Origin of the sequence: Kitasatospora sp. NPDC127111 (assembly GCF_042677465.1) — a bacterium.
Classification (GTDB): domain Bacteria; phylum Actinomycetota; class Actinomycetes; order Streptomycetales; family Streptomycetaceae; genus Kitasatospora.
Window position 1 is genome coordinate 1 of the sequence record NZ_JBHXTG010000105.1, and the last position, 25,111, is coordinate 25,111.

Here is a 25,111-nt window from a genome sequence, read left to right on the forward strand (position 1 = left end):
GATCCGTCGTCGCCATCATCCCGGTCGTCATCCTCTTCGCCCTGATCGAACGCCACGTCGTCTCCGGACTCACCGCCGGCTCCGTCAAGTAGCCGCACCGGTCCGGCACCGGTCCTGCGCCGGCCCCGCGCCGGTCCCGCGCCGCACGTTCAAGTCCCCTCCGACGCCCCGGCCTTGAGCCGGGGCTTCGCCATGTCGCCACCATTGACATGTACTCCGAAGCTCGGATTTTCGAGCAGTTTCGCGCAATCACTGAACAGCTCTCAACAATCATCGCGACCACCATCGCGACAGCCCTCGCGCAGTCGACAGGAGAACGCACCGTGCGCCTACTCCGACACCACCTCCGTGGCGCCGCCCTCGCCGCGGCCGTCACCAGCATCGCCGCCCTGGCCGGCCCCGCCGTCCCGGCCCACGCCGCGACCCCCGGCTCCGCCGTCCTCGACCTCGGCCACCAGAACGCCACCTGGCAGAGCCCCCGCTACGCCAAGGGGACGCTCGGCGGCGCCGCCGACTGCCCACCGGCCGCCCAGGACCCGGCCGGCGCGGTCTGCGACCGCTTCGACCTGACCGTCAACGTCCCGGCCGGGTACTGGGACGACAACCCCGAGGGCGGTGTCCCGCTCTCCATCCAGTGGCAGACCCCCACCGACGACTTCGACCTCTACGTCTACGACGCCGACGGCAAGGAGGTCGCCCAGAGCGCGGGCACCGCCGACCCCGAGTCGACCGTCATCCCCCGGGCCTCCGGCACCTACCACGTCCTGGTCGTCCCCTACGACGTGCACGACAACGCCTACACCGGCCGGGCCTACCTGCCGCAGACCGGCGACGCCGGCGACCTGACCTCCTTCGGCGGCTCCGAGGGCAGCTACGACATCGCCGCGGGCACCCTCAAGGCCAAGGTCGACTTCCTCGCCGACGACCAACTGCGCCTGCGCGCCGCCCCGGACGGCGTCCTCACCGACCCGGCCGGCAGCACCATCATCCGCCGGCAGCCCGAACTGCGGCGGGACACCAGCACGTTCGACGCCGGGGCCTACTACGGCATCCGGTCCGGCGGCCTGGTGCTGCGGGTCTACAAGCACCCGCTGCGATTCGGCCTGTACCGGGCCGACGACCGCACCGCCCTCTGGCAGGAGGACGCCCCGCTGCGCTGGAGCACCAGCGGGCTCCGGCAGAGCCTGGTGCGCGGCGCCGACGAGCAGTTCTTCGGCGGCGGCGAGCAGAACGGCTCCTTCTCGCACCGCGACCAGACCATCCACGTCGCCAACAGCTTCAACTGGAACGAGGGCGGCTACAACAACTCGCAGCCGTTCTACGTCTCCTCCGCCGGCTACGGCGTCTTCCGCAACACCTTCGCCCCGGGGATCTACGACTTCGGCTCACCGGTCCGCACCGGGCAGCAGGAACGGCGCCTCGACGCCTACTACTTCACCGGCGACGTGAAGTCGGTGATCGGCAAGTACACCGCGCTGGTCGGCAAGCCCTTCATGCCGCCCGTCTACGGCCTGGAGCCGGGCGACTCCGACTGCTACCTGCACAACGCCAACCGGGGCGAGCGGCACACCCTGGACGCGCTGAAGATCGCGGACGGGTACGTCGAGCACCAGATGCCGCTGGGCTGGATGCTCGTCAACGACGGCTACGGCTGCGGTTACGAGGACCTGGCGAAGACCGGCGAGGGCCTGCGGAAGGACCACGCCCAGCTCGGGCTCTGGACGCAGAACGGCCTGCCCAACCAGGCCGAGGAGGTCAAGGCCGGAGTGCGGGTCCGCAAGCTCGACGTGGCCTGGGTCGGCAACGGCTACGACTTCGCGCTGAACGCCTGCGACCGGGCCAAGGCCGGCATCGAGGACAACAGCGACGCCCGCGGCTTCGTCTGGCTGCCCGTCTCCTGGGCCGGCGCCCAGCGCTGCGGCGTGCTGTGGAGCGGCGACCAGTCCCTGTCCTGGGACTACATCCGCTGGCAGATCCCCACCTACGCGGGCGCGACCATGTCCGGCATCGCGTACGACACCGGCGACGTCGGCTCCATCTTCCGGCGCGACCCGAAGATGTACACCCGCGACCTGCAGTGGAAGGCCTTCCTGCCGGCCATCATGACGATGGACGGCTGGGCCAAGGACCTGTCGGGCAAGGAGCAGCGCGACCAGCAGCCCTGGCTGGACGGCGAGCCCTACACCTCGATCAACCGCACGTACCTGCAGCTGAAGGAGCGGCTGCTGCCCTACATGTACACCCTGTCGGCGGAGGCCACCCGGACCGGCATCGGCGCGGTGCGGCCGCTCGCGCTGGAGTACCCGAACGACCCGGCCGCGCTCGGGCCGAACGCGAAGTACGAGTTCCTGGCCGGGCCGGACTTCCTGGTCGCGCCGGTCTACTCGGACACCTCGGTGCGCGACGGCATCTACCTGCCGGCCGGCACCTGGACCGACTACTGGACCGGCAAGGTCTACCAGGGCCCCACCACCGTCAACGGCTACTCGGCGCCGCTCGACACCCTGCCGCTGTTCGTGAAGGGCGGTTCGATCGTCCCGATGTGGCCGAAGGGCACGCTGTCCTGGCAGAGCCGCGACCGGGGTGAGCTCGACTACGACCTGTACCCGAAGGGCGACTCCTCCTACACGCTGTACGAGGACGACGGCGTCACCCGGCAGTTCGGCGCCGGCGCCTCGGCCACCCAGCAGGTGGACGTCCACGACGACCGGGCGGTGACCGTCGTCCGGGTCGGTGCCAGTGCGGGCGACTACGCCGGCAAGCCGGCCGCCCGGACGTACCGGTTCACCGTGCACGGCAAGCCCGCCCCGCGGCTGGTGGTGACCGAGGGCGGCCCGCTGCCCCGGTTCGACTCGGCGGCCGCGCTCGACTCGGCGGCCGCGGGCTGGTACCACGACGCCGCGACCGGCGTGACGGAGATCAAAACGCCGTCCGTCCCCACCGACCACGCCTTCTCGGTGAACCTGATCCACCCCGGCCGCTGACCGGCCGGCCACCCGGGGCGCGTCCGCGGGAGCGGGGCGGGCCCCGGGTGGCACCGGCCACCGGCGGGTCGCGGGGGTCAGCGGCACCGGCCGGCCACCGGCCGGGTCGGGGGGGGTCAGTGGAGCGTGGCGTCCGCGACACCGGTGAGTTCCTGCTCCGCCCAGATCGCCTTCCCCGTCGGCACGTACCTCGTCCCCCAGCGCTTGCTGAGCTGGGCTACCAGGAAGAGGCCGCGCCCGCCCTCGTCGGTCGTCCGCGCGTGGCGCAGGCGCGGCGACGTGTTGCTGCCGTCGACGACCTCGCAGATCAGCGTGGAGTGCCGGATCAGACGCAGGTGCACCGGCGGGGTCCCGTAGCGGATGGCGTTGGTCACCAGCTCGCTGACGATCAGTTCGGTGGCGAAGGCCAGGTGCCCCAGGCCCCAGGCCTCCAGCCGGCGGGCCACGTCGGCGCGCGCCCCGGCCACGGCGGCGGGGTCCGGATCGATGTCGAACACGGCCACGCGGGACGGGTCGAGGGCGTGGACGGAGGCCACCAGGAGCGCGACGTCGTCCCGCGGGGCCGTGGTGGTGAGGGCCCCCTCGACGGCCTGGCAGCCCTCCTCCGGGGTCCTGACGCCACCGGAGAGCACCTCCAGCAGCCGGGGCAGGCCGTCCGGGAGGCTACCGCCGACGCCCTCGGCGACCCCGTCGCTGTACAGCGCCAGCAGCCCGCCCTCGGGCACCTCGACCTCGGCGGTCTCGAACGGCAGCAGCCCGAGCCCGAGCGGCGGGCCGGCCGGGAGGTCCACGAACGCCGCCGTGCCGTCCGGGCCCACCAGGACGGGAGGAGGGTGCCCGGCGCGGGCCATGGTGCACCGCCGGGTGATCGGGTCGAGGACGGCCACCAGGCAGGTGGACCCCAGCAGCGCGTTGTCGGCGAGGTAGTCGTCGTGGGTCTCCTCGTCGACGAAGCGGATCACCAGGTCGTCGAGGTGGGCCAGCAGCTCGTCCGGCGGCAGGTCCATGTCGGCGAGGGCCCGCACCGCGGTGCGCAGCCGGCCCATGGTGGCGGCGGCGGTGACGCCGTGGCCGACCACGTCGCCGATGACGAGGGCCAGTCGCGCTCCGGAGAGCGGGATCACGTCGAACCAGTCCCCGCCGACGCCGTTCCCGGCGGCCGCGGGGAAGTACCGGGTGGCGACCTCCAGGTCGGTACTGGCCGGGGTGTACCGCGGCAGCAGGCTCCGCTGGAGGGTGAGGGCCTCGGTGTGCTCGCGGGTGAAGCGGCGGGCGTTGTCGATGCTCAGCGCGCCGCGGGCGACCACCTCGCCGGCGAGGGCCAGGTCCTCCCGCTCGAAGGGGTCCGAGCGCCGGGAGCGGACGAAGCCGACCACTCCCAGGGTGGTGTGGCGGGCGCGGACCGGCACGCTCATGTAGGAGTGCAGGTCGAACTCGTCGACGCTCGCGGCCCGCGCCGGGTCCACCAGCAGCCACGGGCTGGTCCGGTCCAGGACGCGTTCGAGGTGCGGCCGGCCGTCGGCGAGGAAGCGGCCGACCGGCGAGCCGGACGGGTACACCGTCTCGTCGCCGATCGCGACGACGGCCTCCGGCACGCCGGGGCGCACCGACTGGTGGGCGGCGCGGCGCAGGGTGAGCGCGCGGCTGGCCGAGGGCGGCGGCGGCTCCTCGCCGCGGAAGACCTGGTCGAAGAGGTCGACGGTCACGAAGTCGGCGAGCCGCGGGACGGCGAAGTCGGCGAGCTCCTGCGCGGTGCGGAACACGTCGAGCGTGGTGCCGATGTGCTCACCGGCGTCGCTGAGCAGGGCCAGGCGCTGGCGGGCCCGCCAGCGGTCGGTGGCGTCCACGACCATGTAGCAGATGCCCCGGACCCGCTCCGCGGCGTCCTGGATCCGGAAGATCGAGGCGGCGGCGGCGTGGTCCTGGTGCGGCTTGCTCTGCACCCGCCCGGTGAACTCCCGGTCGAGTACGGGCCGGCCGGTCTCCAGGACCTGCCGCATGGCCTCCTCGACCGGACCGTAGTGCATCAGCGGCTGGATCTCGTGGAAGGTGCGTCCCAGGCGCTCTTCGAGGCCGACCCCGCCGAGCCGTTCCAGCTCCGCGTTGGCCCAGACGTACCGGAGGTCCGTGTCGAGGACGGCGATGCCGACGGGTGAGCGGGCGAGGACCTGCTCCAGCATGGCGCGGTCGACCTGCCACCACGGGACGTCGTCGACGGCGTAGGCGAGGACGACGGCACCCCCCGCCGTCCGGTCCCCGATCGGCCACGCCTTCACCGCGAGGGCCAGCGGTCGCCCGTCACGGTGCCGGGCCGGCACCGTGCCGGTCCAGGGCTGCGGGTCGGGCGGGGGAACGGGCAGCGCCTCCGGGTCGGTGAACAGCGTCGCCAGGGGCCGGCCGGCGACCTCGTCCACGGGGTACCCGAACAGGTCCTCCGCGGCGGCCGACCAGCCGACGATCACACCACGGGCATCCACGACGACGGCCGCGGCCCGGTCGAGTTCCGGTGGCATCGCCCCCGGGACGGCGGCGGGTTGGGGGGAGCCGCTGGGGTCCGAAGGGGTTCCGGGCGTTCCGTGGTTCATCTGCTCGTCTCCGATGTGCCCATCCTCGCACCGATGACCGCCCGCCGCCGCACGGCGTCGGGCGGGCGTCGGGCGGGCGGGGGGCGGGGGCAGACGGACGGGCGGCGGCGGGCGGGCCGGCGGCTCAGGACCGGCGGACCGCGACGATCACCGAGGCGGTGGGCGCGGTGCGGATCTCGGTGGCGTGCAGGGCGGGGTGGGTCAGGTAGCGGAGCCGGAGCTCGTCCACCCCGCCGTCGAAGCGCGGCGGCCAGTCGGGCGAGGGCGTGAAGTCGTCCAGCACGAGGATCCCGCCCGGGGCGAGCAGCCCGACGACCCGCTCGGGGTCGTCGCGCTTGCCGCCGCCGTCGCAGAAGAAGACGTCGAACGGGGCGTGCGCTTCGAGCAGCCGCCAGTCGCCGGCCAGGACGTGCACGCGCTCGTCGTCCGCGAAGGCGCCGGCCACCCGGCGGGCCAGCGCCTCGTCGCGCTCCACGGTGACCAGGCGCGCGCCGGCCCCGAGGCCGCTGTGCAGCCAGGCGGTGCCCACGCCCGCGCCGGTACCGCTCTCCGCGACGGTCCCGGCGGGCTTCGAGGCGGCGGTCAGGGCGAGCAACCGGCCCACCTCGGGGGTGCAGCTGTACGCGAAGCCGGCCTCGGCGGCCAAGCCCTCCGCCGCCGCCACGCGCGGCGGAACGGCCCGCTCTGCCATACCGACGCCCCTCCCCGCTCGAACCGCCGCGAGCGACGCTACCCGGCGGCGGGACGGCCCGTACGGTGTTCCGCCGGTCCCGGGCGCGACCGGCCCCCTCGGGACCGTCCCGCGGAGAGTCGCCGGGGGATCAGCGGGTGCCCCGACGGGCCGTCAGCGGACATCACCGCGCGGGCGTGCGGCCCGTGCCGGCCACGCGATCCGTGCCGTCGACACGGTCCGTGCCGTCCACGCGATCCGTAGCGTCCGTACGATCCGTGCCGTCCCCCTCGGGCAGGGCCGTGGGGGCGTCCTGCGGCGCCGCCCGGCCGCCGGAGCGCGTGGCGGTGGCCAGGACCGAGCCGGCCAGGATCAGGGCGAAGGCCGTCAGCACGCCGGCCGTCAGCGGCTCACCCAGGAGGACGACGCCCGCCGCCACCGCCACCGCGGGGTTGAGGTAGGTGATCACGACCGAGCGGCTCGGGCCGACCTCGCGGATCAGCTCCAGGAAGGCGATGAAGGCGAGGGCCGTGCAGACCACGCCGAGGCCCGCCAGGGAGGCCCAGACCTGAGCGGACGGAGCGGTCCCGGGCCAGGTCAGCACCGCGGCCGGGGCGTACACCACGGCGGCGAGCAGCAGGCAGGGCGTGATCAGCTGGAGCGTGGGCACGTCCTGGAGGCGCCGGGCGACGATCAGCGGCGCGGTGGCGTAGCCGATCGCGGTGATCAGCACCTCGGTCAGCGACCAGGCGTCTCCGCCCGACAGGTGCGGCAGGGTCAGCACCGCCACCCCGGCCAGGCCCAGGCCGAGGCCCGCCAGCCGGCGCGGCCCGAGCTGTTCGGCCTCCCCGAGGAAACGCCCGGCGGCCCGCGTCACCACCAGGGCGATGATCGGCACGACGGCTATCAGCAGGCCCGTGGTCGAGCTCGACAGGCGCCGCTCGGCGTCGGTCAGGGTCAGCCAGGGCAGCAGGATCTCCAGCACGGCGAAGGCCAGCATCGGCTTCCAGTGCCGGCGCAGGACCTCGCCGAACCCGCCCTGGCGCAGCGCGAACGGCAGCAGCAGCGCCGCCCCGATCACACAGCGCACGAAGACGACGCCCGATGCGGACACCCCCTCCACTGCCACCTTGATCATCAGGTAGGGGATGCCCCAGATGACCCCCATCAGGGCGAACAGGAACCAGCCACGTGCAGTCATCCCGGCAGTATCGCCCGGATCAGCGGGGGCCGTCTTGAACGCTGTTGCGGTACGCGGCCGGGGTGACCCCGAGCACCCGGCGGAACCAGCGGGTCAAGTGCGCCTGGTCCGCGAAGCCGACCAGGCCGGCGACCTCGGCCGGGCGCAGTCCGTGCTCCAGCAGGACGCGGGCCCGGGCCACCCGGTGCTGGGCGAGCCAGGCGTACGGCGGCAGGCCCATCGTGTCGCGGAAGGCGCGCAGCAGCTGGTAGCGGGAGAGGCCGAAGTCGGCGGCGAGGTCGGTGAGGGCGGGCGGTGCGAGGAGTTCGTCGGCGAGCCGGTCCCGGACGGCACGGGCGATCTGGCCGGCTCCGGACACCCGGTCGCGGACCGGCCGGGCCGAGCCGTGCCGGTGGGCGAGGGCACCGAGCAGCCAGGACAGCCGGGACTCGGCCTCCAGCGCGTCGGCGGGCGACGCGCTCAGCTCGGTGTGGGCGGTGCGCAGGGCGGCGGCGAGGGCGGGGTCGTCCACGACGGGCGCGGCGAAGTGCGACGGCGCCTCGGTGGCCTCGGCGAGCAGCGGCGGCGGGACGTAGAGGGCGCGGTACGCGTAGCCCTCGGTGGTACCGGGGCCGCCGGTGTGCACCTCGCCCGGTTCGAGGACCACGATCTCGCCGAGGCCGACGTGCAGCCGCCCGCCCCGGTAGTCGATCACCTCGGAGCCGCCGACGCAGACGCCGATGGTGTACTCCGCGTGGCTGTGCGGGGCGTACACGTGCCGGTCGAAGCGGGCGGTCAGCAAGTCGAGTGACTGTCCGGCTCCGAGCGGCGCCCGTCTCCAGATGGCCTCTTCCCGGCTCGCCACCGCGCACCTCCGTCCGTGCCGCCGGTCCCCGTGCCCGGCGCTCGCCCTGACTGGAACGTACCGCGTGCCCCGTTCCATGCCGGACGCCGGGCTGCTCGGCCGCAGGACCGGCCGTGGCTTCCACGCCCACCGGACCGCCTGACCGGACCGCCGGCGCCGGGGTGGCTGCGGTGTCCCCCGCCGCGGCCGCCCCGGTGCCGGACGGCGTCAGCCGGCGAGCTCCTTCCGCAGGCGGCGGGCGGCGCCGACCAGGCTCTCCAGCGAGGCGCGGGTCTCCGGCCAGCCCCGGGTCTTCAGGCCGCAGTCGGGGTTGACCCACAGGCGCTCGGCCGGGATCGCCGCGAGCGCGGAGCGCAGCAGCTCGACGGCCTCGTCCGTGCTCGGCACGCGCGGGGAGTGGATGTCCCACACCCCGGGGCCGACCTCGCGCGGGTAGCCGGCCCCGGCCAGCTCTCCGGCCACCCGCAGGTGCGAACGGGTGGCCTCCAGCGAGATCACGTCCGCGTCGAGGTCGTCGATCGCCGCCATGATCGCTCCGAACTCGGCGTAGCACATGTGGGTGTGGATCTGGGTGTCGGCGCGGACCCCGGAGGTGGTGAGCCGGAAGGCGGTCGTGGCCCAGTCCAGGTAGGCCGGGCGGTCGGCGGCCCGCAGCGGCAGCGTCTCGCGCAGCGCCGGCTCGTCGACCTGGACGACGGCCGCGCCGGCGGCCTCCAGGTCGGTCACCTCGTCGCGCAGGGCGAGGGCGACCTGCGACGCGGTGTCGGCGAGCGGCTGGTCGTCGCGGACGAAGGACCAGGCCAGCATGGTGACGGGGCCGGTGAGCATGCCCTTGACCGGGCGGTCCGTCAGGCCCTGGGCGAAGCGGAACCAGTCGACGGTCATCGGGTGGGGGCGGGAGACGTCCCCGGCGAGGACCGGCGGGCGGACGTACCGGGTGCCGTAGGACTGCACCCAGCCGTGCCGGGTGGCGAGGTAGCCGGTGAGCTGCTCGGCGAAGTACTGGACCATGTCGTTGCGTTCGGGCTCGCCGTGCACCAGGACGTCCAGGCCCGCCTCCTCCTGGTGGGCGATCACCTCGCGCACCTCGGCCGCCATCCGCTCGTGGTAGGCGGCGGCGTCGATCCGGCCGGCGGTCAGGTCGGCGCGGGCGACGCGCAGCTCGGCGGTCTGCGGGAAGGAGCCGATGGTGGTGGTCGGCAGCAACGGCAGCCCGAGCCGGGCGCGTTGGGCCTCGGCGCGGACGGGGTAGGGCTGGGCGCGGCGGACGTCGGCCTCGGTGACGGCGGCGGTGCGGGCGCGGACGGCGGGGTCCCGGGTGATCGGCGAGGCGGCCCTGGAGGCGAGGTCGGCCCGGTTGGCGGCGAGGTCGGCGGCGATCGCGTCGGTGCCCTCGCGGAGGCCGCGGGCGAGCAGCGCGGTCTCCTCGGCCTTCTGGCGGGCGAAGGCGAGCCAGCGGGCGAGCTGCGGGTCCAGGTCGCGTTCGGCGGCGGCGTCCAGCGGGACGTGCAGGAGGGAGCAGGACGGGGCCACGTCGACCCGGTCGGCGAGGCCGAGCAGGGTCGCCAGGGTGGCGAGCGACTTCCCCAGGTCGTTGATCCAGACGTTGCGACCGTCGACCACGCCCGCGACCAGGCGCTTGCCGGGCAGGCCGCCGACGGCGGCGAGGTCGTCCAGGTTGGCGGCGGCCGGCCCGGTGAAGTCCATGGCCAGGCCCTCGACCGGGGCCTTGGCGAGCACCGGCAGTGCCTCGCCGAGGCGGTCGAAGTAGCTCGCGACGAGCAGCCTGGGCCGCTCGGTGAGCGCGCCGAGCTCGCGGTAGGCGCGCGCGGCGAAGTTCAGTTCGGCCGGGGTGCGGTCCTGGACGAGCGCGGGCTCGTCCAGCTGCACCCACTCGGCGCCGGCGGCGCGCAGGCCGGCCAGGAGTTCGGCGTAGACGGGCAGCAGCCGGTCGAGCAGGGTGATCGGCCGGAAGTCGTCGGCGACGCCCGGGGCGGGCTTGGCGAGCAGCAGGTAGGTGACCGGGCCGACCAGCACCGGGCGGGCGGCGTGACCGAGCGCGAGGGCCTCGCCCAACTCGCCGACCGCCTTCGCGGGGTTCGCCGTGAAGACGGTGTCCGGGCCCAGTTCGGGCACCAGGTAGTGGTAGTTGGTGTCGAACCACTTGGTCATCTCCAGCGGCGCCACCTCCTGGGTGCCGCGCGCCATGGCGAAGTAGCCGTCGAGCGGGTCGGCGTCGACCGCGGCCCGGTGGCGGGCGGGGATCGCCCCGACCGCGACCGTGGCGTCCAGCACGTGGTCGTAGAGCGAGAAGTCGCCGGTGGGCACCTCCTGGACGCCGGCCTCGGCGAGCTGCGCCCAGTTCTCCCGGCGCAGGCCGGCCGCGGCGGCGAGCAGTGCCCCGGCGGTGACCGATCCCTTCCAGTACCCCTCGATGGCCTTCTTGAGTTCCCGGTCGCGGCCCTGGCGGGGGTAGCCGTGGACGGTGGACCGGATGGCCGCGGCTGCGGACTTCGCTGTCAAGGGACTCTCCTTCGCGAGCCTGTTTCCTCTGGTCCCCGGGGACGGGAGAGGGCGCGAAGGGGTGACGGACCGGACGGCCGCGGGCGCACGGGAAGCGCCGGGATCCGCCTGGTGTGTACGCCGACCCGCCCTCGAGGTCACCGGGGTGTCCGCGCGCGGATGGTCCGCGGGCGGGCAGCGGGCAGGTCTTCGGACTCGCGGGCACGCCCGCCCTGTCAAGGGCGGTCACCTACTGGCCGTCGCTTCCCAGACCCGTCCCGGGCCCAGTGCGTATGACGGCGGTCGTTCCCGCTCACCGCTGCGGGGCAGTCCCGGATTCCCACCGGGTTCCCTCTTGCGACGCCCTGCCTGGCGGACAGGGCGAACCAGCTGCCCGGCCAGCTTAGGTCCGATCCCCCGGCGCGTGGACGGAGAACCGCTCAATCGTCCACATGCTGGGACGACGCGGGAGCCGCCGCGCGGCTCCCGGCACCACCCACGGACGGAGTCCCGGGGCACGGGCCCGGTGGGAGGATGTCCGGCATGACCGACTCGGATGCCCGCGGTGAGGGCGTGGTACTGGACGACCTGCTGCGGGAGGCCGCCGCCGACCAGGCCGGGGCGCTGTGGCGGCTGACCGGCGCGGAGCGTCAGCTCGACGCGAACGTGGTGCGGCTGCGGGCGGGGGCGTCCGTCGCCGACCACGTCGAGCCGGAGCTGGACGTGCTGGTGCTGGGGATCGCCGGGGAGGGCACGTTGCGGTGCGGGGACACCACCCACGCGCTGCGGCCGGGAGCGCTGCGCCTACTGCCGCGCGGTGCCACGCGGGCCGTGGCAGCGGGGCCGGAGGGCGTCGTCTACCTGACGGTGCACCGCAGGCGGCCGGGCCTGGCCATCCGCCCGCGGCCCTGACCGGCGCCCGCGGGGTATGGCCCGTCGCTCCCCGGCCCCGCGGGCGGGCGGGCCCGCCGGTCGCACAGCGGGCCCGCCCGGTCGGCCGCGTCCTCGCCCGGGGTCACCCGGCGGCGCCGAGGGCCGTCAGGTACGCCAGCACCTCCGCGCGGGCGGTCGCCGGGGCGGTGAGGGCGACGTGGTTGTCGGGCCGGACGAGGACGAGGGCGTCGCCGGTGATCCCGTACGCCCCGCGGGCCGTGCCGTCGGGGTCGTCGAGGTGCACCGGCCGGACGTGGTCGGGCAGTTCGGCGAGGGCGGGGCGGGCGCCCGGGCCGAAGCCGAGCAGTGTGAAGTGGTCACCGGCGAAGTGCTCGAAGAGGCGGGCCGGCTCGCCGTCGGGGCCGGTGCAGGGAGCGTCGGGCGCCCGGTCCCCGGCCCGGAGCGGTCCGTCGAGGAGGTCGCCGTCGGCGGCGAGCCGGCCCCACCGGTAGCCGAGCGAGAGGCCGGTGAGGTCGCCCACCCGGCCGGCCTCGACGCCGACGCCGGGGGTGCTGATGCCCTTGGTGACGGCCGCCATGCCGGCGGTGGTGACGTCGAGCGTCCAGGCGGCGATCGGCAGCCGTTCCTCCTGGTAGGTGTCCAGCAGGGCCGGTGCGGCGAGGCCGCGCAGCACGTACCCGAGCTTCCAGGCGAGGTTCCAGGCGTCCTGGATGCCGGTGTTCATGCCCAGCCCGCCCGCCGTGGGGTGGACGTGCGCGCAGTCGCCGGCCAGGAAGACCCGGCCCGCGCGGTAGCGCTCCGCGACCCGGACGTTGACCCGCCAGGTGGACAGCCAGGTGGCGTTGGTGAGCCTGAGGTCCGCGCGGCCGGTGTGCAGGGCGGCCAGCCGCTGGAAGCTCTCCAGTGACGGGGCGACCATCCGGCCCTCGGCGTCCGTCTCCGGGCTGGCCTGCAGCTGCCAGCGGCGGCTGCCCTCGAACGGGCAGAGCATGAACACGCCCTGCGGCCCGAACCACTGGTGCCAGGCGCCCGCGTCCAGGCCGTCGACCTCGACGTCGCCGCAGACCATCATCGGCTCCGGGTCGCCCTCGCCGACGAAGGGGATGCCGAGCAGCTTGCGCACCGTGGAGCGCCCGCCGTCGCACGCGACCAGGTACTCGGCGGCGATCCGCCCGCCGTCCGCGAGCCGCACCTCCACCCCCGCCGCGTCCTGCCGGAAGTCCACCAGCTCGGTGGCGAGTTCGACCTTCACCCCGTAATCGGCGAGCCGCTCGCGCAGCAGCCGCTCCACCCGCGTCTGCGGCAGCCACAGGCTCGCCGGGTACGGCGTGGTGGCCGTGGGCCGGACGCCGGCGAACGGCTCGGCCTCGCTGACGAACTCGCCGGCGAAGTACTTGCGGAACGGCAGGTGGGTGCGGCCGGCGGCGGCCAGCCGCTCGGCCAGGCCCAGGTCGGCGAGGACCTCCAGGCTGCGCGGGTTGAGCGTCTTGCCGCGCGAGCCGGTGTGGAAGGCGGCCGCCTTCTCTATCACGCGGACCGCGACGCCCTGCCGGGCCAGTCCGCACGCCAGGGTCAGTCCGGTCGGCCCCGCCCCCACGATCACCACGGTCGTCGTCATGTGTGTCCGTCCTTCCGGTTGTCGGTGCACACCATGAAACAGCAACTCGGTAATGAATGCAACCGAGTAACAAATTTATCCGAGTTATGATCGACCCATGAGCCCGAAGCCAGCGCGCCCAAGCCCCGTGAACCCGAGTCCCCTGAGCCCGAGCCCGACGAGCCCGGTGCCGACGAGCCCGAGCCCGACGAGCCCCGGCGCGCCGGACCCGGGCCTGCGGACCCTGAAGAAGCAGCGCACCCGGCAGACCCTCGCCGAGGTGGCCATCGCCCTCTTCCTCGACCGGGGCTTCGACCAGGTCTCGGTGGCCGAGATCGCGGCCGCCGCCGAGGTCTCCAAGCCCACCCTGTTCCGGTACTTCGCCAGCAAGGAGGAGCTGGTCCTGCAGCGCTTCGCCGACCACCTCGGCGAGGCCGGACGCGTGGTGAGCGGCCGGGCCGTCGGGGTCACCCCGCTCGACGCCCTGGAGCACCACCACCTGGAGCGCCTGGAGGCCCGCGACCCCAACACCGGGCTGACCGACCACCCCGAGGCGCTCGCCTTCCTCCGGCTGGTCTACGAGACCCCCAGCCTCTCCGCCCACCTGAGGGCGTACATCGACGCGGACACCCGCGCGCTCGCCGAGGCGCTCGACCCGGACGGCGGAGTGACCGCCCGGCTGGTCGCCGCCCAGTACATGGCCGTCCGCCAGGTGCTCGCCCGCGACGCCTGGAGCCGGCTCTCCGCCGGACAGGACATCGACGCCGCGGCCCGGCAGGCCGCCGCCGAGACCGCCACGGCGTTCGCCCTGCTGCGCGACGGGGCCGCCCCCCACGGCTTCTGAGCCCCGCCCGGGACCCACGACAGCCGCCGCGGCACCCCGCCCGCTCCGCACCGCGACGGGCGGCACCCCACCCGCTCCGCACCGCGACGGGCCCCACCCCACCCGCTCCGCCGCGCGACGGGCACGGCCGATTCCCCACCCGCTCCGCCGCGCGACGGGCACGGCCGATTCCCGGTGGGAGATCATCAACCAGTAAGATCATCCCGCAACACGACGCGAAGGGGAGCTTCAGTGGCGCGGGTTGCGGTGATCGGCGGCGGTATCAGCGGTCTGGGGACGGCGCTCATGCTCGGCCGGCGGGGACACCCGGTCACCTTGTTCGAGCAGGACGCACGGGAGGCCGGCGAGGACCTGGACCGGGACTTCTTCCGGTGGAACCGGCCCCGGGTCCCGCAGGCCGTCCAGCCCCACTCCTTCCTCGCCCCCGTGCGCAGCGTGCTGCTCGCCGAGGCCCCCGACGTCCACGCGGACCTGCTGGCACGCGGGGCCCGGGAGTACCACGACTTCGACTGGTTCGGTGAGCATCCGCCGCACCGGGCCGGCGATGAGGAGTTGGTGACCCTGCGCACCCGCCGCATCGTGCTGGAGGCCGCGTTGACCGCGGCCGTGCGGCGGGAACGCACCGTCGAGGTGCGACGAGGCCGCCGGGTGCACGGCCTCGCCGTCGAGGAGGGCCACCCTCCCCGGGTCACCGGCGTGCGGGTGGGCGCGGAGACGCACCGGGCGGACCTCGTCGTCGACGCGTCCGGTCGTCGCTCGCCGGTTCCCGCCTGGCTGGTCGCGGCCGGCTGCCGCCCGCCCGTGGTCGACAGCCACCGCACCGGGATCACCTACCTGTGCCGCTGGTACCGCCTGCGACCCGGCGGCCCGCGCGACCCCGGGCGGGTGCGCAACGGTTCGGCCGCGGCGTTCGCACTCGCCGGCGTCTTCCCCTCCGACAACGACACCTTCGCGGTGAACGTGGTGCTCTCCACGGGGGACCCGACCCGCGGCGCGCTCACCGACCCCGCCGTGTTCGAGGCCGTCGCCCGCCGCTTCCCCGCCGCCGCGGCCTGGCTCGACCTCGCCGCCGAACCGCAGTCGCCCGTCCTGGCGATGGCCGGCCTGGACAACCGCTGGACCGCCCTCGCCGACCAGGACGGACCCGTCGTCACCGGCCTGGTCCACGCCGGGGACAGCCTCGTCCACACCAATCCCACCCTGGGCCACGGCGTGGCCCTCGGCCTGAAGGCCGCCCAGCACCTCGCCACCCACGTCGACCGGATCGCCGCGGACCCCGCCGGCTACCACGCCTGGGCCACCCGGACCCTCCGCCCGTGGTTCGACGCTCAGGTGGCCGCCGACCGCGTCAACGAGCAACGCCTGAGCGGGAGTTCACCGCTCTCCGACCTGCGGGCCGCGGCCCTGGCCGACTGCGCCTTCGACGATCCCGTCGTCATGCGGGCCCGCGCCCAGGTGCGCCACCTGCTCCGACCGGCCGACGAGGCCTACGGCACCGACGAGGTGGACCGACACGTCACCGCCTGGATGGCCGCCCGCCCGGACTTCTCGCCCCGGTTCGACGGCCCCACCCGGGACCAGTGGGACGCGCTCATCCCGGCCTGAGCACCTGCGCGCCGCGTCCGGGGCACACGGCCGACGGCCGGCTGCGGCGCCGTCAGGTCCGACGGGAACGGGCCGGGGGCGCGAGCCGGCGCGCCTCCCGTCACCGGGGCTCGGGCCGGCGCGCCTCCCGTCACCGGGGCGCGGAGGTGCCGCCGACGGACGACGTGGGTGAGGGCGCCGGAACCGGCGGGCCGGTGACCAGGGTGCCGTCCTCGGCGTACGGCCAGCCGTTCGGCACGCAGCCGTGCAGCCCCTTGATCTGCTGCATCATCACCGGCGCCGGCTGCCCGGGCCCGGGGCACTCGACGTGGCCGTGCCCGAGGAAGTGTCCGACCTCGTGGTTGAGGGCGAGCGCGTGGTAGAGGTCGGGCCGGCCGAGGTAGGACTCCGACAGCTCCGCCCAGCGCTTGACGTTGATGACGACCTGGTGGCCCGCCGCGCAGTTCACCCAGCCGCCGGTGTCCAGCCCGTACTGGCCGCAGATCCGGTCGGTGGACTCCGGCGTGGCCAGGTAGACCGTGAAGTCCACCGGGTCGGCCGACACCCGCTGGAACGACCAGGCGTTGCCCGCGGCCCAGCCGCGCCGCCCGTTCCCGAGGACGGCGTCCACCTCGGCGGCGAACTGCGCGGGGCTCTCGGCCAGCCCGTCCTCCGCCCGCACCTTGTACCGGTACAGGTGCTCCCCGGTGCCGAAGCGCTCCGAGCCGCCGGCGGCCGTCGTGAACGCCAACGGCTTCCGCGCCTCGGCCGCCCACGGGCGCCACCACAGCAGGCCCGCCGCCACCGCGACGACCACCACCAGGGCGACCGCCCCGACCCCCTTCCGGCCGCCGAGGGCCCGGGCCTTCACGCGAACCGCCCGGTGCGGGCGCCGCGTATGACGGCGCGGAAGGGCAGGGCGCGAGCGGGGACGGGGACGGGGACGGGAGCGGAGGTGGGGACGGGGACGGTGAGCGGTCGGGCGGCGGACCCGGCGGTGCGGTGACTCGTGGACATGACGGTGCGGCAACTCCTCGGACGGGACCGGATCGACGAACCGGTCGGCAAAGGTAGGACGTCCCGATCCGGCTCCGAGGTTCGTCCGCCCGGGAAGACGCTCGGGCATCGGTGCCGGCGCGGGCGCCGACCTTCCCGCCGCGGGAGGCCGGCTCCTTGATCACGACCGCGGTGCACCCGGTGACGCCGGCCCTCCGGCACGGCCACGAGGGCGCGCCCCCGGACGGGCGTTCGGGCGCCGGCGCCGGTGCGGGCGCACGATCTCAACCCCGCAGCCGCTCCGGAGCGGCGCTGACGCAGACGGAGCGGGTGGCCGGAGTGAGCCGCTGAACCCCGGGCGCCCGGCCCGCCCCTCCGGTGTTCGGCCCTCGGCTCAGCCCCTGGTGGCGGCGGCCGCGGCCGAGGCGGCGGGCAGGTCGGTGTCGCCGTGCCAGATGGGCCGGCCGAGCAGGCGGGGCCGTCCGGTGACCCAGGCGCGGGTGCCGGTGCCGATCTCGGCGGTGATGGGCTCCTCCAGCAGCGCGCTGTACCGGGCGACCAGGCCGCGGTGGGCGGGGTCGGCGGCGAGGTTGCGCATCTCGGCCGCGCGGAACGACGTGGTGCTCTAGCGACTCCGGGCCGGTCGGACGGTTGGGGATAAGTAGTAGGGGTCGGATGCGTACGGGCCGACCGGGTGAGCCGCGCGGCCGGGCGCGGTTCGTGCCCGTCTCGTCACCGTGGGTTGCCGGCGCCCGGCGGGATTGGCGCTCGGCCGCTTGGTGCGGCGCCCGGTACCTTCCTCCGCCAGGGGGCAGGATGGGCGCCGCCGGCCGGGCGTGACGCCGGACGGGGTCGAGTCCATGAGGCGTCGAGTCCATGAGGCAGGGTCCGGCCGGCACCCGGCCCCCTTCGGTGGGGCCGGCCGGCCCTTGGCTCCCTGGCCGCGGTCTGCGAAGGTCTATGGGAGAGGGGCTGTCCACCGCCACCCAGCGTAAGGAGGCGAGACGGATGCCCACCATCCGCCATCTCACCCACCGTCGCGCCCGGGGCCGATGAGCTCGGACGAGTCGGGTGGCTCGTCGTCGGCTCCGCGGCGCTCGCCGCCGGCGCGGTCATGCACGCGCTGGCGGGCGTCATCGCGATCGCCAAGAGCATCACGCGCCCGGCCCCGCAGGAGGCGTCGGCGGCCGGTCGACCGCCGGCCGCGGCCGGCCTCAGCGCCGGCGAGACGGGCGGCTGGATCATCATCGGCGGCCTGCTCATGGCGGCCGGCGCGTTGTCCCACGCCGCGGCAGGTGTCGTCCAGACCGTCAGAGAGGCCCTGCACACGACGCACCCGTAGTGGCCGCGACGACCGGGCGGCCGGCTGACCCAGGACCGGCTGACCGCAGGAGCGGACGGCCGCAGGGTTCTCCGGCCGGTTCGGCCGACCCGCTGGGGCCGTCCCGCGCCGGCCGACCCGCGACGAGAAGATCAGCGGAAGATCAGCGGAAGATCAGCAGCAGCCGGACACCGCCGCCTCTGGCACGTCCGCCGCGACGGTGGTGCAGCGGGTGCTGTCCTCCTGCTCACCCTCCTGCTCACCCTCCTGCTTGGCCAGGGTGTCGGCGTCGGCCTTGACCACGTAGACCTCCCAGGGCCCGCGGCCGGGGCCGTGCACCCACACCTCGTCCTACCGCGCGTAGCAGCACGTGGTGTCGTTCTCCTCGACCGTCGCCGGTCCGGCGCCGGCCAGGCGTGACGCCGCCTCGGCGACCTGCTCGGGCGTCCCGATCTCGGCGCCGTTCGCGTAGCCGGGGGGGGCGCTTGGCGGGCTCGGCGCCGAAGAGCCTGGCGTAGCAGGCGATCGAGTGAGCGCCCCGCCGTCCCGTCCATCCTGTCCATCCTGTCCATCCTGTTCGTCCTGTTCGTCCTGTTCGCCCGCGTGCACAACGCCGGCCGGTCCCAGATGGCCGCCGTCTTCCTCACCCGCCTCGGCGCGGGGCGCGTCCAGGTCCGCTCGGCCGGCTCCGCCCCGGCCGCGTCGGTGAACCCCGCCGTGGTCGAGGCGATGCGGGAGGTCGGTGTCGACATCTCCGCATCTCCGCCGAGACGCCGACGGTGCTCACCGTCGAGGCCGTCCGGACGTCCGAGGCGGTGATCACCGTGGGGTGCGGCGACGCCTGCCCGTCCTTCCCCGGCACCCGCTGCGTGGACTGGGCGCTCGACGACCCCGCGGGCCACGGCGTCGCCGCCGTCCGCCCGATCCGCGACGAGATCGAGCGGCTCGTCCGCGGACTGCTCGCCGACCTGGGCGTCGAGACCGCCGACTGAGCCCGCCCGTGCGCGTCGTCGCCCCGGGAGGTGGACCGGCGGACCGGGCGGGAGGTGGACCGGCGGCAAGCCCCCCCCGGCACGGGGTGCCGCGCACCGGCGGGCGGGTGCTCGTGCGGTGATCGGCATAGCCTGAGGGCGGGGGCGGTCGAGGCGGTGCGGAGGTGCCGACGATGAACCAGTCCGTCGTGGTGGGCGTGGACCCGTCCGAGCCCAACCTGGCCGCGGTCGACTGGGCCGCCGAGGAGGCCTCCCGCCGGCGGGCGGAGCTCCGGCTCCTCCATGCCCGGTCCGGCGGCGCCGAGGCCGCCGAGGCCCAGCTGCTCGACCGGGAGTGGACGCGGGTCGCCACCCGGTACGCGGAGGTCACCGTCGCGGCCGAGCTGGTGGACGGCGCGCCGCGCGAGGTGCTGACCGAGGCGGCGGCGGACGCGGCGTTGCTGGTGGTCGGCGCACGCGGTTCGGGCGGGTTCCCCCGGCTGCTCCTGGGCTCGACCAGCCTCCACGTCGCCGCGCACGCACCGTGCCCGGTCGCCGTCGTGCACGCCCCGCAGGCCGCGACGGACCCGACCGCGGCGGACCCGGCCGCGACGGACCCGGCCGTGGTGGTCGGGGTCGAGGGCAAGGAACACGAGGAGCCCGTGCTCGGGTACGCCTTCCTGGCGGCCCGGCGGCAGTCGTCGCCCCTGTTCGTCGTCCACGCCTGGACGTACCCGCTGCTCCTCGGTCCGGGCCACGAGATCCCCGTGGTGTACGAGGAGTCGCACGTCGAGGCCGAGCACGCGCGGCTGCTCTCCGAGGTGCTGGCGAGCTGGCGCGAGCGCTTCCCGGACGTCTCCGTCACGTCGTCCGTGGTGCGCTCCAGCGCGGCGAAGGAGCTGGTGACGGCGTCGGCCGGGCGGCACCTGCTGGTCGTCGGCCGCCACGGTGAACCGCGCGGACCGCTCGGCCGGCTCGGCTCCACCAGCCAGGCCGTCGTCCAGCACGCCGAGTGCCCGGTCGTCGTCGTCCCGGTCTGAGCGGTCGTCCAGGTCCGAGCGGTCGCCCCGGTCCGGGCGGTCGTCCCGGTCGGAGCGGTCCCGGTGTCAGCGGTTGCGGTCCGAGCCGCCCTCCGCTGCCCGGCGCGTCGAGGCCGGCCGCCGCGTCGAGGCCGGCGGCCGCGTCGATCAGCGGCGCCCGGACCAGCCCGGTTCCACCCGCTCCCAGGCGGCCTCCCAGCTGGTGTCCGCCCGGCGTTCCAGGGTGCGGCGGCGCAGCGCGAACACGCCCTCCGTGACCACCGCGAGCACCGAGACCGTGCCGAGGCCGATGAGGACGGCGTCCGAGGCGATCTGCTCGGTCGCCTTGGGCGCGCGGATCGGGGTCCCGGCGTCGTCGAGCCCGATCGGGACGGCCGTGCCGGCGCGGGTACCCTCCGGGACGGGGATCGTCCCGGTGCCCGGCCCGGCCGGGTAGGTCCAGCGGGCCGGAGCGTGGTCCCGCGCGCTGCCCACCCGGGGGTTGTCCGCCTGCGCCGGGCCCGTGGTGACGGCGGTGACCAGGTGCCGGTGCCGGGCGATCTGCTCCGCGGTGTGCGTCTCGACGCGGAACGCCAGCAGTGCCGCGACCGCCGCGAGGGCGAGCGCGGCGAGGACGGTCAGCGCCTGCACGGCGGCGAGGCGGCTGTACGCCCGGTCGAGCGGGCGGCAGAGCGGACTGTGGTCCCGGCCGACGGCCCGGCGGACGTGCTGCCGCAGGGACGTGTGCGAGGCCGGGGACGTGTGCGTGGCGGCTACGGCGAACATGACGCGCCTCCCTCCGTGCCGGGGCGGCACGGTCGCAGGGGCTCTCGGGGCTCAGTCTTCCAAGGCTGCGTCCGTCTCCCGAGGGTCCCACGACCCTGGTGAGGGGTCCAAGGACCCCTTCCGGCGGGTCGCCGTCCCCGGGCGGGGCACGGCGGCGGCCGGTCCGGTCCGACCTGTTCGCCGCCGCACCGGCCGGACTGCTTGAACCGGCCCGGCCATGAACACCAATTCTTCACACTTGTGTGCACTGCGTGAAATTCATGCGTCCTGACCCCTTGTCAGGCCCACCATTCCTACCTACCTTCTGGGGTCGGGACGCGGCCCCCACCGAACCCCGCGGTCCGCGGCGGGCGCAATCCGCGCCATCGCCGGACGCACGACACCCCTGGAGGCGTCACATGCCCGTAGCCATGCTCGACGAGATCCGCGACGCGGGTCCGCTGCCGGTCGACGACGAGACCATCGTGTTCGAGGACGACGACCGCGGCGACCACGACGCCACAGCGTGCCTCGCCGACCCGTGGGTGACCGCCACGACCCGCTTCGCCTGCGACTGGAACTCCTGACGGTGACCTGGTCCATCGCCGGCCGCGGCGGATGGTCCGACGACACCTGGTCGTACCTGAACGATCCGCGGATGCCGGCGATGGACCACGGTTGGAAGCTGCACGTCTCCGCCCGGCCCGGCGATCTGGAGACCGTGACCGGCCTCGTCCTGCCGGTGCTGCTGCGCCACGTCTGCCACGCGAAGTGGGCCCGAGGTCCGGAGACCCTGCGGGCGATCAACTCCGGCGCGTCGAGTGCGGGAGCCGTCGGGAAGGCGATCACGGTCTACCCGGCACCCGGCACCGTCGTCGGGCTCGCCGACGAGCTCGTCGCCGTGCTGCGCGGGCGGGAGGGCCCGCAGGTCGTCAGCGACCGGCGGGTCGATCCGCACTCCCCCGTCTACTACCGCTACGGGCCTTTCACGGGCGACTACCGGACCGGCCGGAGCGGGCGGCTCGAGTCGGTCATGGTGGGCCCGGACGGCCGGGCCTTCGACGGCCTGGCGAGCGGTTCGTACCGGTGCCCGCCGTGGGCCGAGGACCCGTTCCGGAACCGGTCCGGGCCCGCCGCCCGGCCGGACTCCCCCGCCGGGTTCGGCGGGGGACGCTACCGGGTCACCGGCGGCATCGCGCGCCGGCCGCAGGGCAACGTCTACCGCGCGGTCGACCGGGTCACCGGGCTGCCGGTGGTCGTCAAGCAGGCGCGGGCCTTCGTGGCCGAGGACGAGTCCGGCGCGGACACCCGCGCCCGGCTGCGCAACGAGCGCGCGGTCCTCGCCGCGCTCCACATCGCCGAGGGGGTGCCCCGCGCGCTCGACTACTTCCGGCACCGCTCGGACGAGTACCTGGTGATGACCGGCTGCGGCGACCGGGACCTGCGGCGCGACGTCCAGCAGGGCGGCCCGTGGCGGGGCGACGAGGCCCGGCCGTGGCGCACGCTCTCCGGTCTGGCCGCCCGGCTCCTCCACGTCCTGGACGGCGTCCACGGCCGGGGCGTGGTCCTCCGTGACCTGAAGCCCGACAACGTCGTGCTCGACGCCACCGGCCGGTGCCACGTGGTCGACTTCGGGATCAGCGCGCTGCACGGCGCCGGGCCGGACGGCTCGACCCCCGGCTACAGCGACCCGGTCCGGCGCACGACCGGACCGGCGGAGCCCGCCGACGACTACTACGCCCTGGGCGCGACCCTCTGCTTCGCCGCGACCGGGATGGATCCGGTGATCGTCGACCCCGACCCCGCCGTCAACCGGGACCGCACCCTGGCCGGCCTGGCCTGGGCGCTGCCCGGCGACGAGCACCGGGGATTCCGGGCGGCGATCGGCGGGTTGATGAGCTTCGAGCCGGCCGTGCGGACCGCCGCCGCCGACCGGCTCCGCACCGGGGCACGCGGCGCAGCCGGGACGGCCGGGGCACGCGGCGCAGCCGGGACGGCCGGGGCAGCCGGGGCGCCCGAAGTGCCGGAGGTGTCCCGGGCGTCCCGGGCGTCCCGGGGGCCCGGACGGCTCCGCTTCGACGACGGCCTGCTGGAGCAGATCATCGAGCACACCACCGCGTTCTGCGTCGACGAAGCCCGCAGGATCGCGGACCCGGTGCTCGCCGCCCGCGCGAACATCCCGACGCCGGTCGACGTCTACGGCGGCAGCTCGGGGCTCGGCCTGGAGCTGCTCCAGCACCTCCACCGACCCGGGGTGCGCGAGACCGTGGACGCCCTGGCGCGGTGGACGGCGGGCCAGGCCCGGAGCCTGTCACCGGGCTTCTGGTCGGGCCGCACCGGTGTCGCGCTCTTCCTCGCCGAAGCGGCGGCGCCGCCGCACACCGGCGAAGCGGACGCGGCGCACCCGGCGGGCGCGGCGCACGCGGCAGACACCGCGGGCACGGCGGGCACCGCGGGCGCGGACGGGCCGGGAGGCCCCCTGGCCCTGCCCAGCCGGGGGCCGGACGGCGGACCACCGGAAGCGGACCTGATCGAGGGCGTCGCCGGCATCGGCGTCGGCCGCCTGCTGCTCGCCCGCCACGCCCGCGCGGGTGGCGACGGCCGACGCGCCGACCGGCACCTCGCCGTCGCCGCCGCGTGCGACCGGATGCTGGCGTCCGGCCGGGCCCGGCTGACCCCCGCCGGCGCCGACACGACGGGCAGCGCCGCCCTGCGCGAAGGGCTCGCGCACGGCGAGGCCGGTGTCGCCTACTTCCTGCTCGAGTACGCGAGCGCGACCGGCGATCCCGCCGCCGTCCACCGGGCCCGGCGGGCGTGCGCGCAGCTCGCCGCGATCACCCCGGGCGTCCTCGCGGCGGCGGCCGCCCCGGGGGCGACCCGCCGCTACGGCTCGTGGTGCCGGGGCCTGGCGGGGATCGGGGCGGTGCTCGTCCGGGCCGCCGACCGCCTCGGCGAACCCGGGTACCTCGTCCTCGCCCGGCAGGCCGCGCGCACCTGCGCCGCGCTGGCGCCGCGGATGCCGCTGGTCACCCAGTGCTGCGGGCTGTCCGGAGTCGGCGATCTGCTGATCGACGTCGCCGTCGCGTCCGGCCCCGAGGAGTCCGGCTCACCGGCGGCCGGCTCCGAGGAGTTCCTCGACGCCGCCGAGACCGTCGCCGCGATCATCCTCAGCCGCAGCGGCGGCACCCCCGACCGTCCGGTGTTCCCGGACACCGGCCTCACCCGGTCGAGCGCCACCTGGGCCGGCGGCTCCGCCGGTGTGCTCGCCTTCCTCAGGCGCCTGCGCGACCGGGGCGGACGACGGCTCGGCCTCATCGACTGACCGGCTCCGGAGCCCCGGCGCCTGTGGTGTCCGTCACGCTTTCGGCTCCCCGACCGTTCGGCCCCCCTACGATCCTCAGCGCGGGCGCCCACAAGATCAACGTCCTCGTCGTGCCCGCGCCCTGGATCCGCCCGAGGAGAAGCGCCCCGTGACCACCGGCACCGTCCCACCCGACAGCTACTACGAGCGGACGGACGAGCACCGCTACAAGCCCACGGCCCACGCGGGGGGCGCCTGGAACAGCGACGAACAGCACTTCAGCCCGCTGGCGGGCCTGGTCGTCCACGCGATCGACCGCTTCCGCGCCGCGCGCGCCGACGACGGTCTGGCCCTCGCGCGGATCAGCTACGACATCCTCGGGCGGATCGCCCTCGACGAGTGCGAGATCCGGGTGGAGAGCGTGCGTCCGGGCCGCACCATCGAACTGCTGGAGGCCGTCGTCCTCATCGCCGACCGCCCGGTGGTCCGGGCCCGGGCCTGGCTGCTCGCCGTGGGAGACACCGGCGCCGTCGCCGACAGCCCCCACGAGCGGGTCGCTCCTCCCGAGGCCGTCGCCCCGTGGAACATGGGCGAACAGTGGGACGGCGGCTACATCTCCTCCATCGAGGTCCGCCGGGCCCCGGCCCGGCCGGGCCGCTCCGTCGCCTGGGTCTCCAGCCGGGTGGCCCTGGTCGCCGGCGAGCCGACCAGCCCGCTCGCCTCCTACCTCGCCCTGGTGGACACCGCCAACGGCATAGCCGTGCAGCAGCCGCCCACCGCGTGGATGTTCCCCAACGTCGACCTGACCATCCACCTCCACCGGCAGCCCCGGGGGCCGTGGACCGGCCTGGACACCACCGTCAGCTTCGGCCCGACCGGTCACGGCCGCACCAGTTCCGTGCTGCACGACCTCGACGGACCGGTGGGCCACGCCGAGCAGATCCTGACCGTCCGGCCGCTGCCCGGCTCCTGAGGCGCGTCCGACAACGGCTCGGCCTCCGCCCGGCCAGGGCCGACGTGGTCGCCCCTGGCC

19 protein-coding genes, 2 pseudogenes and 1 riboswitch are annotated in these 25,111 nt (G+C 75.4%); of the genes and pseudogenes, 10 read left to right on the plus strand and 11 right to left on the minus strand.

What is annotated here, in order from left to right:
- Positions 1-323 precede the first annotated feature (323 nt).
- Entirely contained in the window at positions 324-2,984 is a 2,661-nt protein-coding gene (locus ACFVHB_RS37115) for a TIM-barrel domain-containing protein (protein WP_380331473.1), read from the plus strand.
- Between the two features lie 116 nt (positions 2,985-3,100).
- Here the strand turns inward: ACFVHB_RS37115 and ACFVHB_RS37120 are convergent, their stop codons facing one another.
- The 5 genes from ACFVHB_RS37120 to metE form a co-directional block, all read right to left on the minus strand.
- Positions 3,101-5,569, minus strand: coding sequence for a SpoIIE family protein phosphatase (locus ACFVHB_RS37120; RefSeq protein ID WP_380331476.1), 2,469 nt, complete (start codon positions 5,567-5,569; stop codon positions 3,101-3,103).
- A 124-nt stretch (positions 5,570-5,693) separates the two neighbouring features.
- Positions 5,694-6,260 (minus strand): O-methyltransferase, encoded by a 567-nt coding sequence (locus ACFVHB_RS37125; protein ID WP_380331479.1) that lies wholly within the window; start codon positions 6,258-6,260, stop codon positions 5,694-5,696.
- A 163-nt stretch (positions 6,261-6,423) separates the two neighbouring features.
- Positions 6,424-7,440: a DMT family transporter gene (locus ACFVHB_RS37130; protein WP_380331481.1), complete on the minus strand. Its 1,017-nt coding sequence runs from the start codon at positions 7,438-7,440 to the stop codon at positions 6,424-6,426.
- Positions 7,441-7,459: 19 nt separating this feature from the next.
- A complete protein-coding gene (locus ACFVHB_RS37135) occupies positions 7,460-8,221 on the minus strand; it encodes an AraC family transcriptional regulator (RefSeq protein ID WP_380331484.1) in 762 nt (253 codons plus the stop codon).
- A gap of 270 nt (positions 8,222-8,491) precedes the next feature.
- The gene (gene metE / locus ACFVHB_RS37140) at positions 8,492-10,807 is read right to left on the minus strand and encodes a 5-methyltetrahydropteroyltriglutamate--homocysteine S-methyltransferase (RefSeq protein ID WP_380331487.1); all 2,316 of its coding nucleotides are present in this window, start codon (positions 10,805-10,807) and stop codon (positions 8,492-8,494) included.
- Positions 10,808-10,969: 162 nt separating this feature from the next.
- Positions 10,970-11,192, minus strand: a riboswitch (cobalamin riboswitch).
- A gap of 137 nt (positions 11,193-11,329) precedes the next feature.
- On the opposite strand from metE, the gene ACFVHB_RS37145 reads away from it, so the two are divergent.
- Positions 11,330-11,698: a cupin domain-containing protein gene (locus tag ACFVHB_RS37145; protein ID WP_380331488.1), complete on the plus strand. Its 369-nt coding sequence runs from the start codon at positions 11,330-11,332 to the stop codon at positions 11,696-11,698.
- 103 nt (positions 11,699-11,801) lie between these two features.
- Here the strand turns inward: ACFVHB_RS37145 and ACFVHB_RS37150 are convergent, their stop codons facing one another.
- Positions 11,802-13,298 (minus strand): FAD-dependent monooxygenase, encoded by a 1,497-nt coding sequence (locus ACFVHB_RS37150; RefSeq protein WP_380331491.1) that lies wholly within the window; start codon positions 13,296-13,298, stop codon positions 11,802-11,804.
- Between the two features lie 166 nt (positions 13,299-13,464).
- Here ACFVHB_RS37150 and ACFVHB_RS37155 point away from each other — a divergent pair, with 166 nt between their 5' ends.
- Both ACFVHB_RS37155 and ACFVHB_RS37160 read left to right on the plus strand, forming a co-directional pair.
- The gene (locus ACFVHB_RS37155; protein ID WP_380331494.1) at positions 13,465-14,121 is read left to right on the plus strand and encodes a TetR/AcrR family transcriptional regulator; all 657 of its coding nucleotides are present in this window, start codon (positions 13,465-13,467) and stop codon (positions 14,119-14,121) included.
- Between the two features lie 231 nt (positions 14,122-14,352).
- The gene (locus ACFVHB_RS37160; protein WP_380331497.1) at positions 14,353-15,726 is read left to right on the plus strand and encodes an FAD-dependent oxidoreductase; all 1,374 of its coding nucleotides are present in this window, start codon (positions 14,353-14,355) and stop codon (positions 15,724-15,726) included.
- Positions 15,727-15,856: 130 nt separating this feature from the next.
- Here the strand turns inward: ACFVHB_RS37160 and ACFVHB_RS37165 are convergent, their stop codons facing one another.
- From ACFVHB_RS37165 to ACFVHB_RS37175, 3 genes are all read right to left on the minus strand, one after another.
- The gene (locus ACFVHB_RS37165; RefSeq protein WP_380331500.1) at positions 15,857-16,576 is read right to left on the minus strand and encodes a DUF3152 domain-containing protein; all 720 of its coding nucleotides are present in this window, start codon (positions 16,574-16,576) and stop codon (positions 15,857-15,859) included.
- Complete coding sequence (locus tag ACFVHB_RS37170) at positions 16,573-16,722, minus strand: hypothetical protein (protein ID WP_380331503.1); 150 nt, start codon at positions 16,720-16,722, stop codon at positions 16,573-16,575. The genes ACFVHB_RS37165 and ACFVHB_RS37170 overlap by 4 nt, the downstream gene beginning before the upstream one ends.
- Before the next feature lie 373 nt (positions 16,723-17,095).
- Entirely contained in the window at positions 17,096-17,299 is a 204-nt protein-coding gene (locus ACFVHB_RS37175; protein WP_380331505.1) for a hypothetical protein, read from the minus strand.
- A gap of 516 nt (positions 17,300-17,815) precedes the next feature.
- Here ACFVHB_RS37175 and ACFVHB_RS37180 point away from each other — a divergent pair.
- Positions 17,816-18,043, plus strand: a complete 228-nt coding sequence (locus ACFVHB_RS37180) for a hypothetical protein (protein WP_380331508.1) — start codon at positions 17,816-17,818, stop codon at positions 18,041-18,043.
- A gap of 153 nt (positions 18,044-18,196) precedes the next feature.
- Here ACFVHB_RS37180 and ACFVHB_RS37185 read toward each other — a convergent pair.
- Positions 18,197-18,548: pseudogene (locus ACFVHB_RS37185) on the minus strand (glyoxalase/bleomycin resistance/dioxygenase family protein).
- A 101-nt stretch (positions 18,549-18,649) separates the two neighbouring features.
- Between ACFVHB_RS37185 and ACFVHB_RS37190 the strand changes: the two are divergent.
- Both ACFVHB_RS37190 and ACFVHB_RS37195 read left to right on the plus strand, forming a co-directional pair.
- Positions 18,650-19,014 (plus strand): annotated as a pseudogene (locus ACFVHB_RS37190) (phosphotyrosine protein phosphatase).
- Between the two features lie 173 nt (positions 19,015-19,187).
- Complete coding sequence (locus ACFVHB_RS37195) at positions 19,188-20,033, plus strand: universal stress protein (protein ID WP_380331511.1); 846 nt, start codon at positions 19,188-19,190, stop codon at positions 20,031-20,033.
- 147 nt (positions 20,034-20,180) lie between these two features.
- Here the strand turns inward: ACFVHB_RS37195 and ACFVHB_RS37200 are convergent, their stop codons facing one another.
- Positions 20,181-20,798: a hypothetical protein gene (locus tag ACFVHB_RS37200; RefSeq protein WP_380331514.1), complete on the minus strand. Its 618-nt coding sequence runs from the start codon at positions 20,796-20,798 to the stop codon at positions 20,181-20,183.
- 398 nt (positions 20,799-21,196) lie between these two features.
- Here ACFVHB_RS37200 and ACFVHB_RS37205 point away from each other — a divergent pair, with 398 nt between their 5' ends.
- The 3 genes from ACFVHB_RS37205 (at position 21,197) to ACFVHB_RS37215 (ending at position 25,051) form a co-directional block, all read left to right on the plus strand.
- Positions 21,197-21,364, plus strand: a complete 168-nt coding sequence (locus tag ACFVHB_RS37205) for an SflA family class IV lanthipeptide (protein WP_380331517.1) — start codon at positions 21,197-21,199, stop codon at positions 21,362-21,364.
- A gap of 2 nt (positions 21,365-21,366) precedes the next feature.
- A complete protein-coding gene (lanL, locus tag ACFVHB_RS37210; RefSeq protein WP_380331520.1) occupies positions 21,367-24,099 on the plus strand; it encodes a class IV lanthionine synthetase LanL in 2,733 nt (910 codons plus the stop codon).
- A gap of 148 nt (positions 24,100-24,247) precedes the next feature.
- Entirely contained in the window at positions 24,248-25,051 is an 804-nt protein-coding gene (locus tag ACFVHB_RS37215) for a thioesterase family protein (RefSeq protein WP_380331523.1), read from the plus strand.
- Positions 25,052-25,111 lie beyond the last annotated feature (60 nt).

Coding starts and splice junctions, on each gene's coding strand:
- ACFVHB_RS37145 (WP_380331488.1), top strand. CDS start 11,330: ATGACCGACTCGGATGCCCGCGGTGAGGGCGTGGTACTGGACGACCTG.
- ACFVHB_RS37120 (WP_380331476.1), bottom strand. CDS start 5,569: ATGAACCACGGAACGCCCGGAACCCCTTCGGACCCCAGCGGCTCCCCC.
- ACFVHB_RS37150 (WP_380331491.1), bottom strand. CDS start 13,298: ATGACGACGACCGTGGTGATCGTGGGGGCGGGGCCGACCGGACTGACC.
- ACFVHB_RS37180 (WP_380331508.1), top strand. CDS start 17,816: ATGCACGCGCTGGCGGGCGTCATCGCGATCGCCAAGAGCATCACGCGC.
- ACFVHB_RS37130 (WP_380331481.1), bottom strand. CDS start 7,440: ATGACTGCACGTGGCTGGTTCCTGTTCGCCCTGATGGGGGTCATCTGG.
- ACFVHB_RS37205 (WP_380331517.1), top strand. CDS start 21,197: ATGCCCGTAGCCATGCTCGACGAGATCCGCGACGCGGGTCCGCTGCCG.
- ACFVHB_RS37175 (WP_380331505.1), bottom strand. CDS start 17,299: ATGCGCAACCTCGCCGCCGACCCCGCCCACCGCGGCCTGGTCGCCCGG.
- ACFVHB_RS37200 (WP_380331514.1), bottom strand. CDS start 20,798: ATGTTCGCCGTAGCCGCCACGCACACGTCCCCGGCCTCGCACACGTCC.
- ACFVHB_RS37125 (WP_380331479.1), bottom strand. CDS start 6,260: ATGGCAGAGCGGGCCGTTCCGCCGCGCGTGGCGGCGGCGGAGGGCTTG.
- ACFVHB_RS37170 (WP_380331503.1), bottom strand. CDS start 16,722: ATGTCCACGAGTCACCGCACCGCCGGGTCCGCCGCCCGACCGCTCACC.
- ACFVHB_RS37195 (WP_380331511.1), top strand. CDS start 19,188: ATGAACCAGTCCGTCGTGGTGGGCGTGGACCCGTCCGAGCCCAACCTG.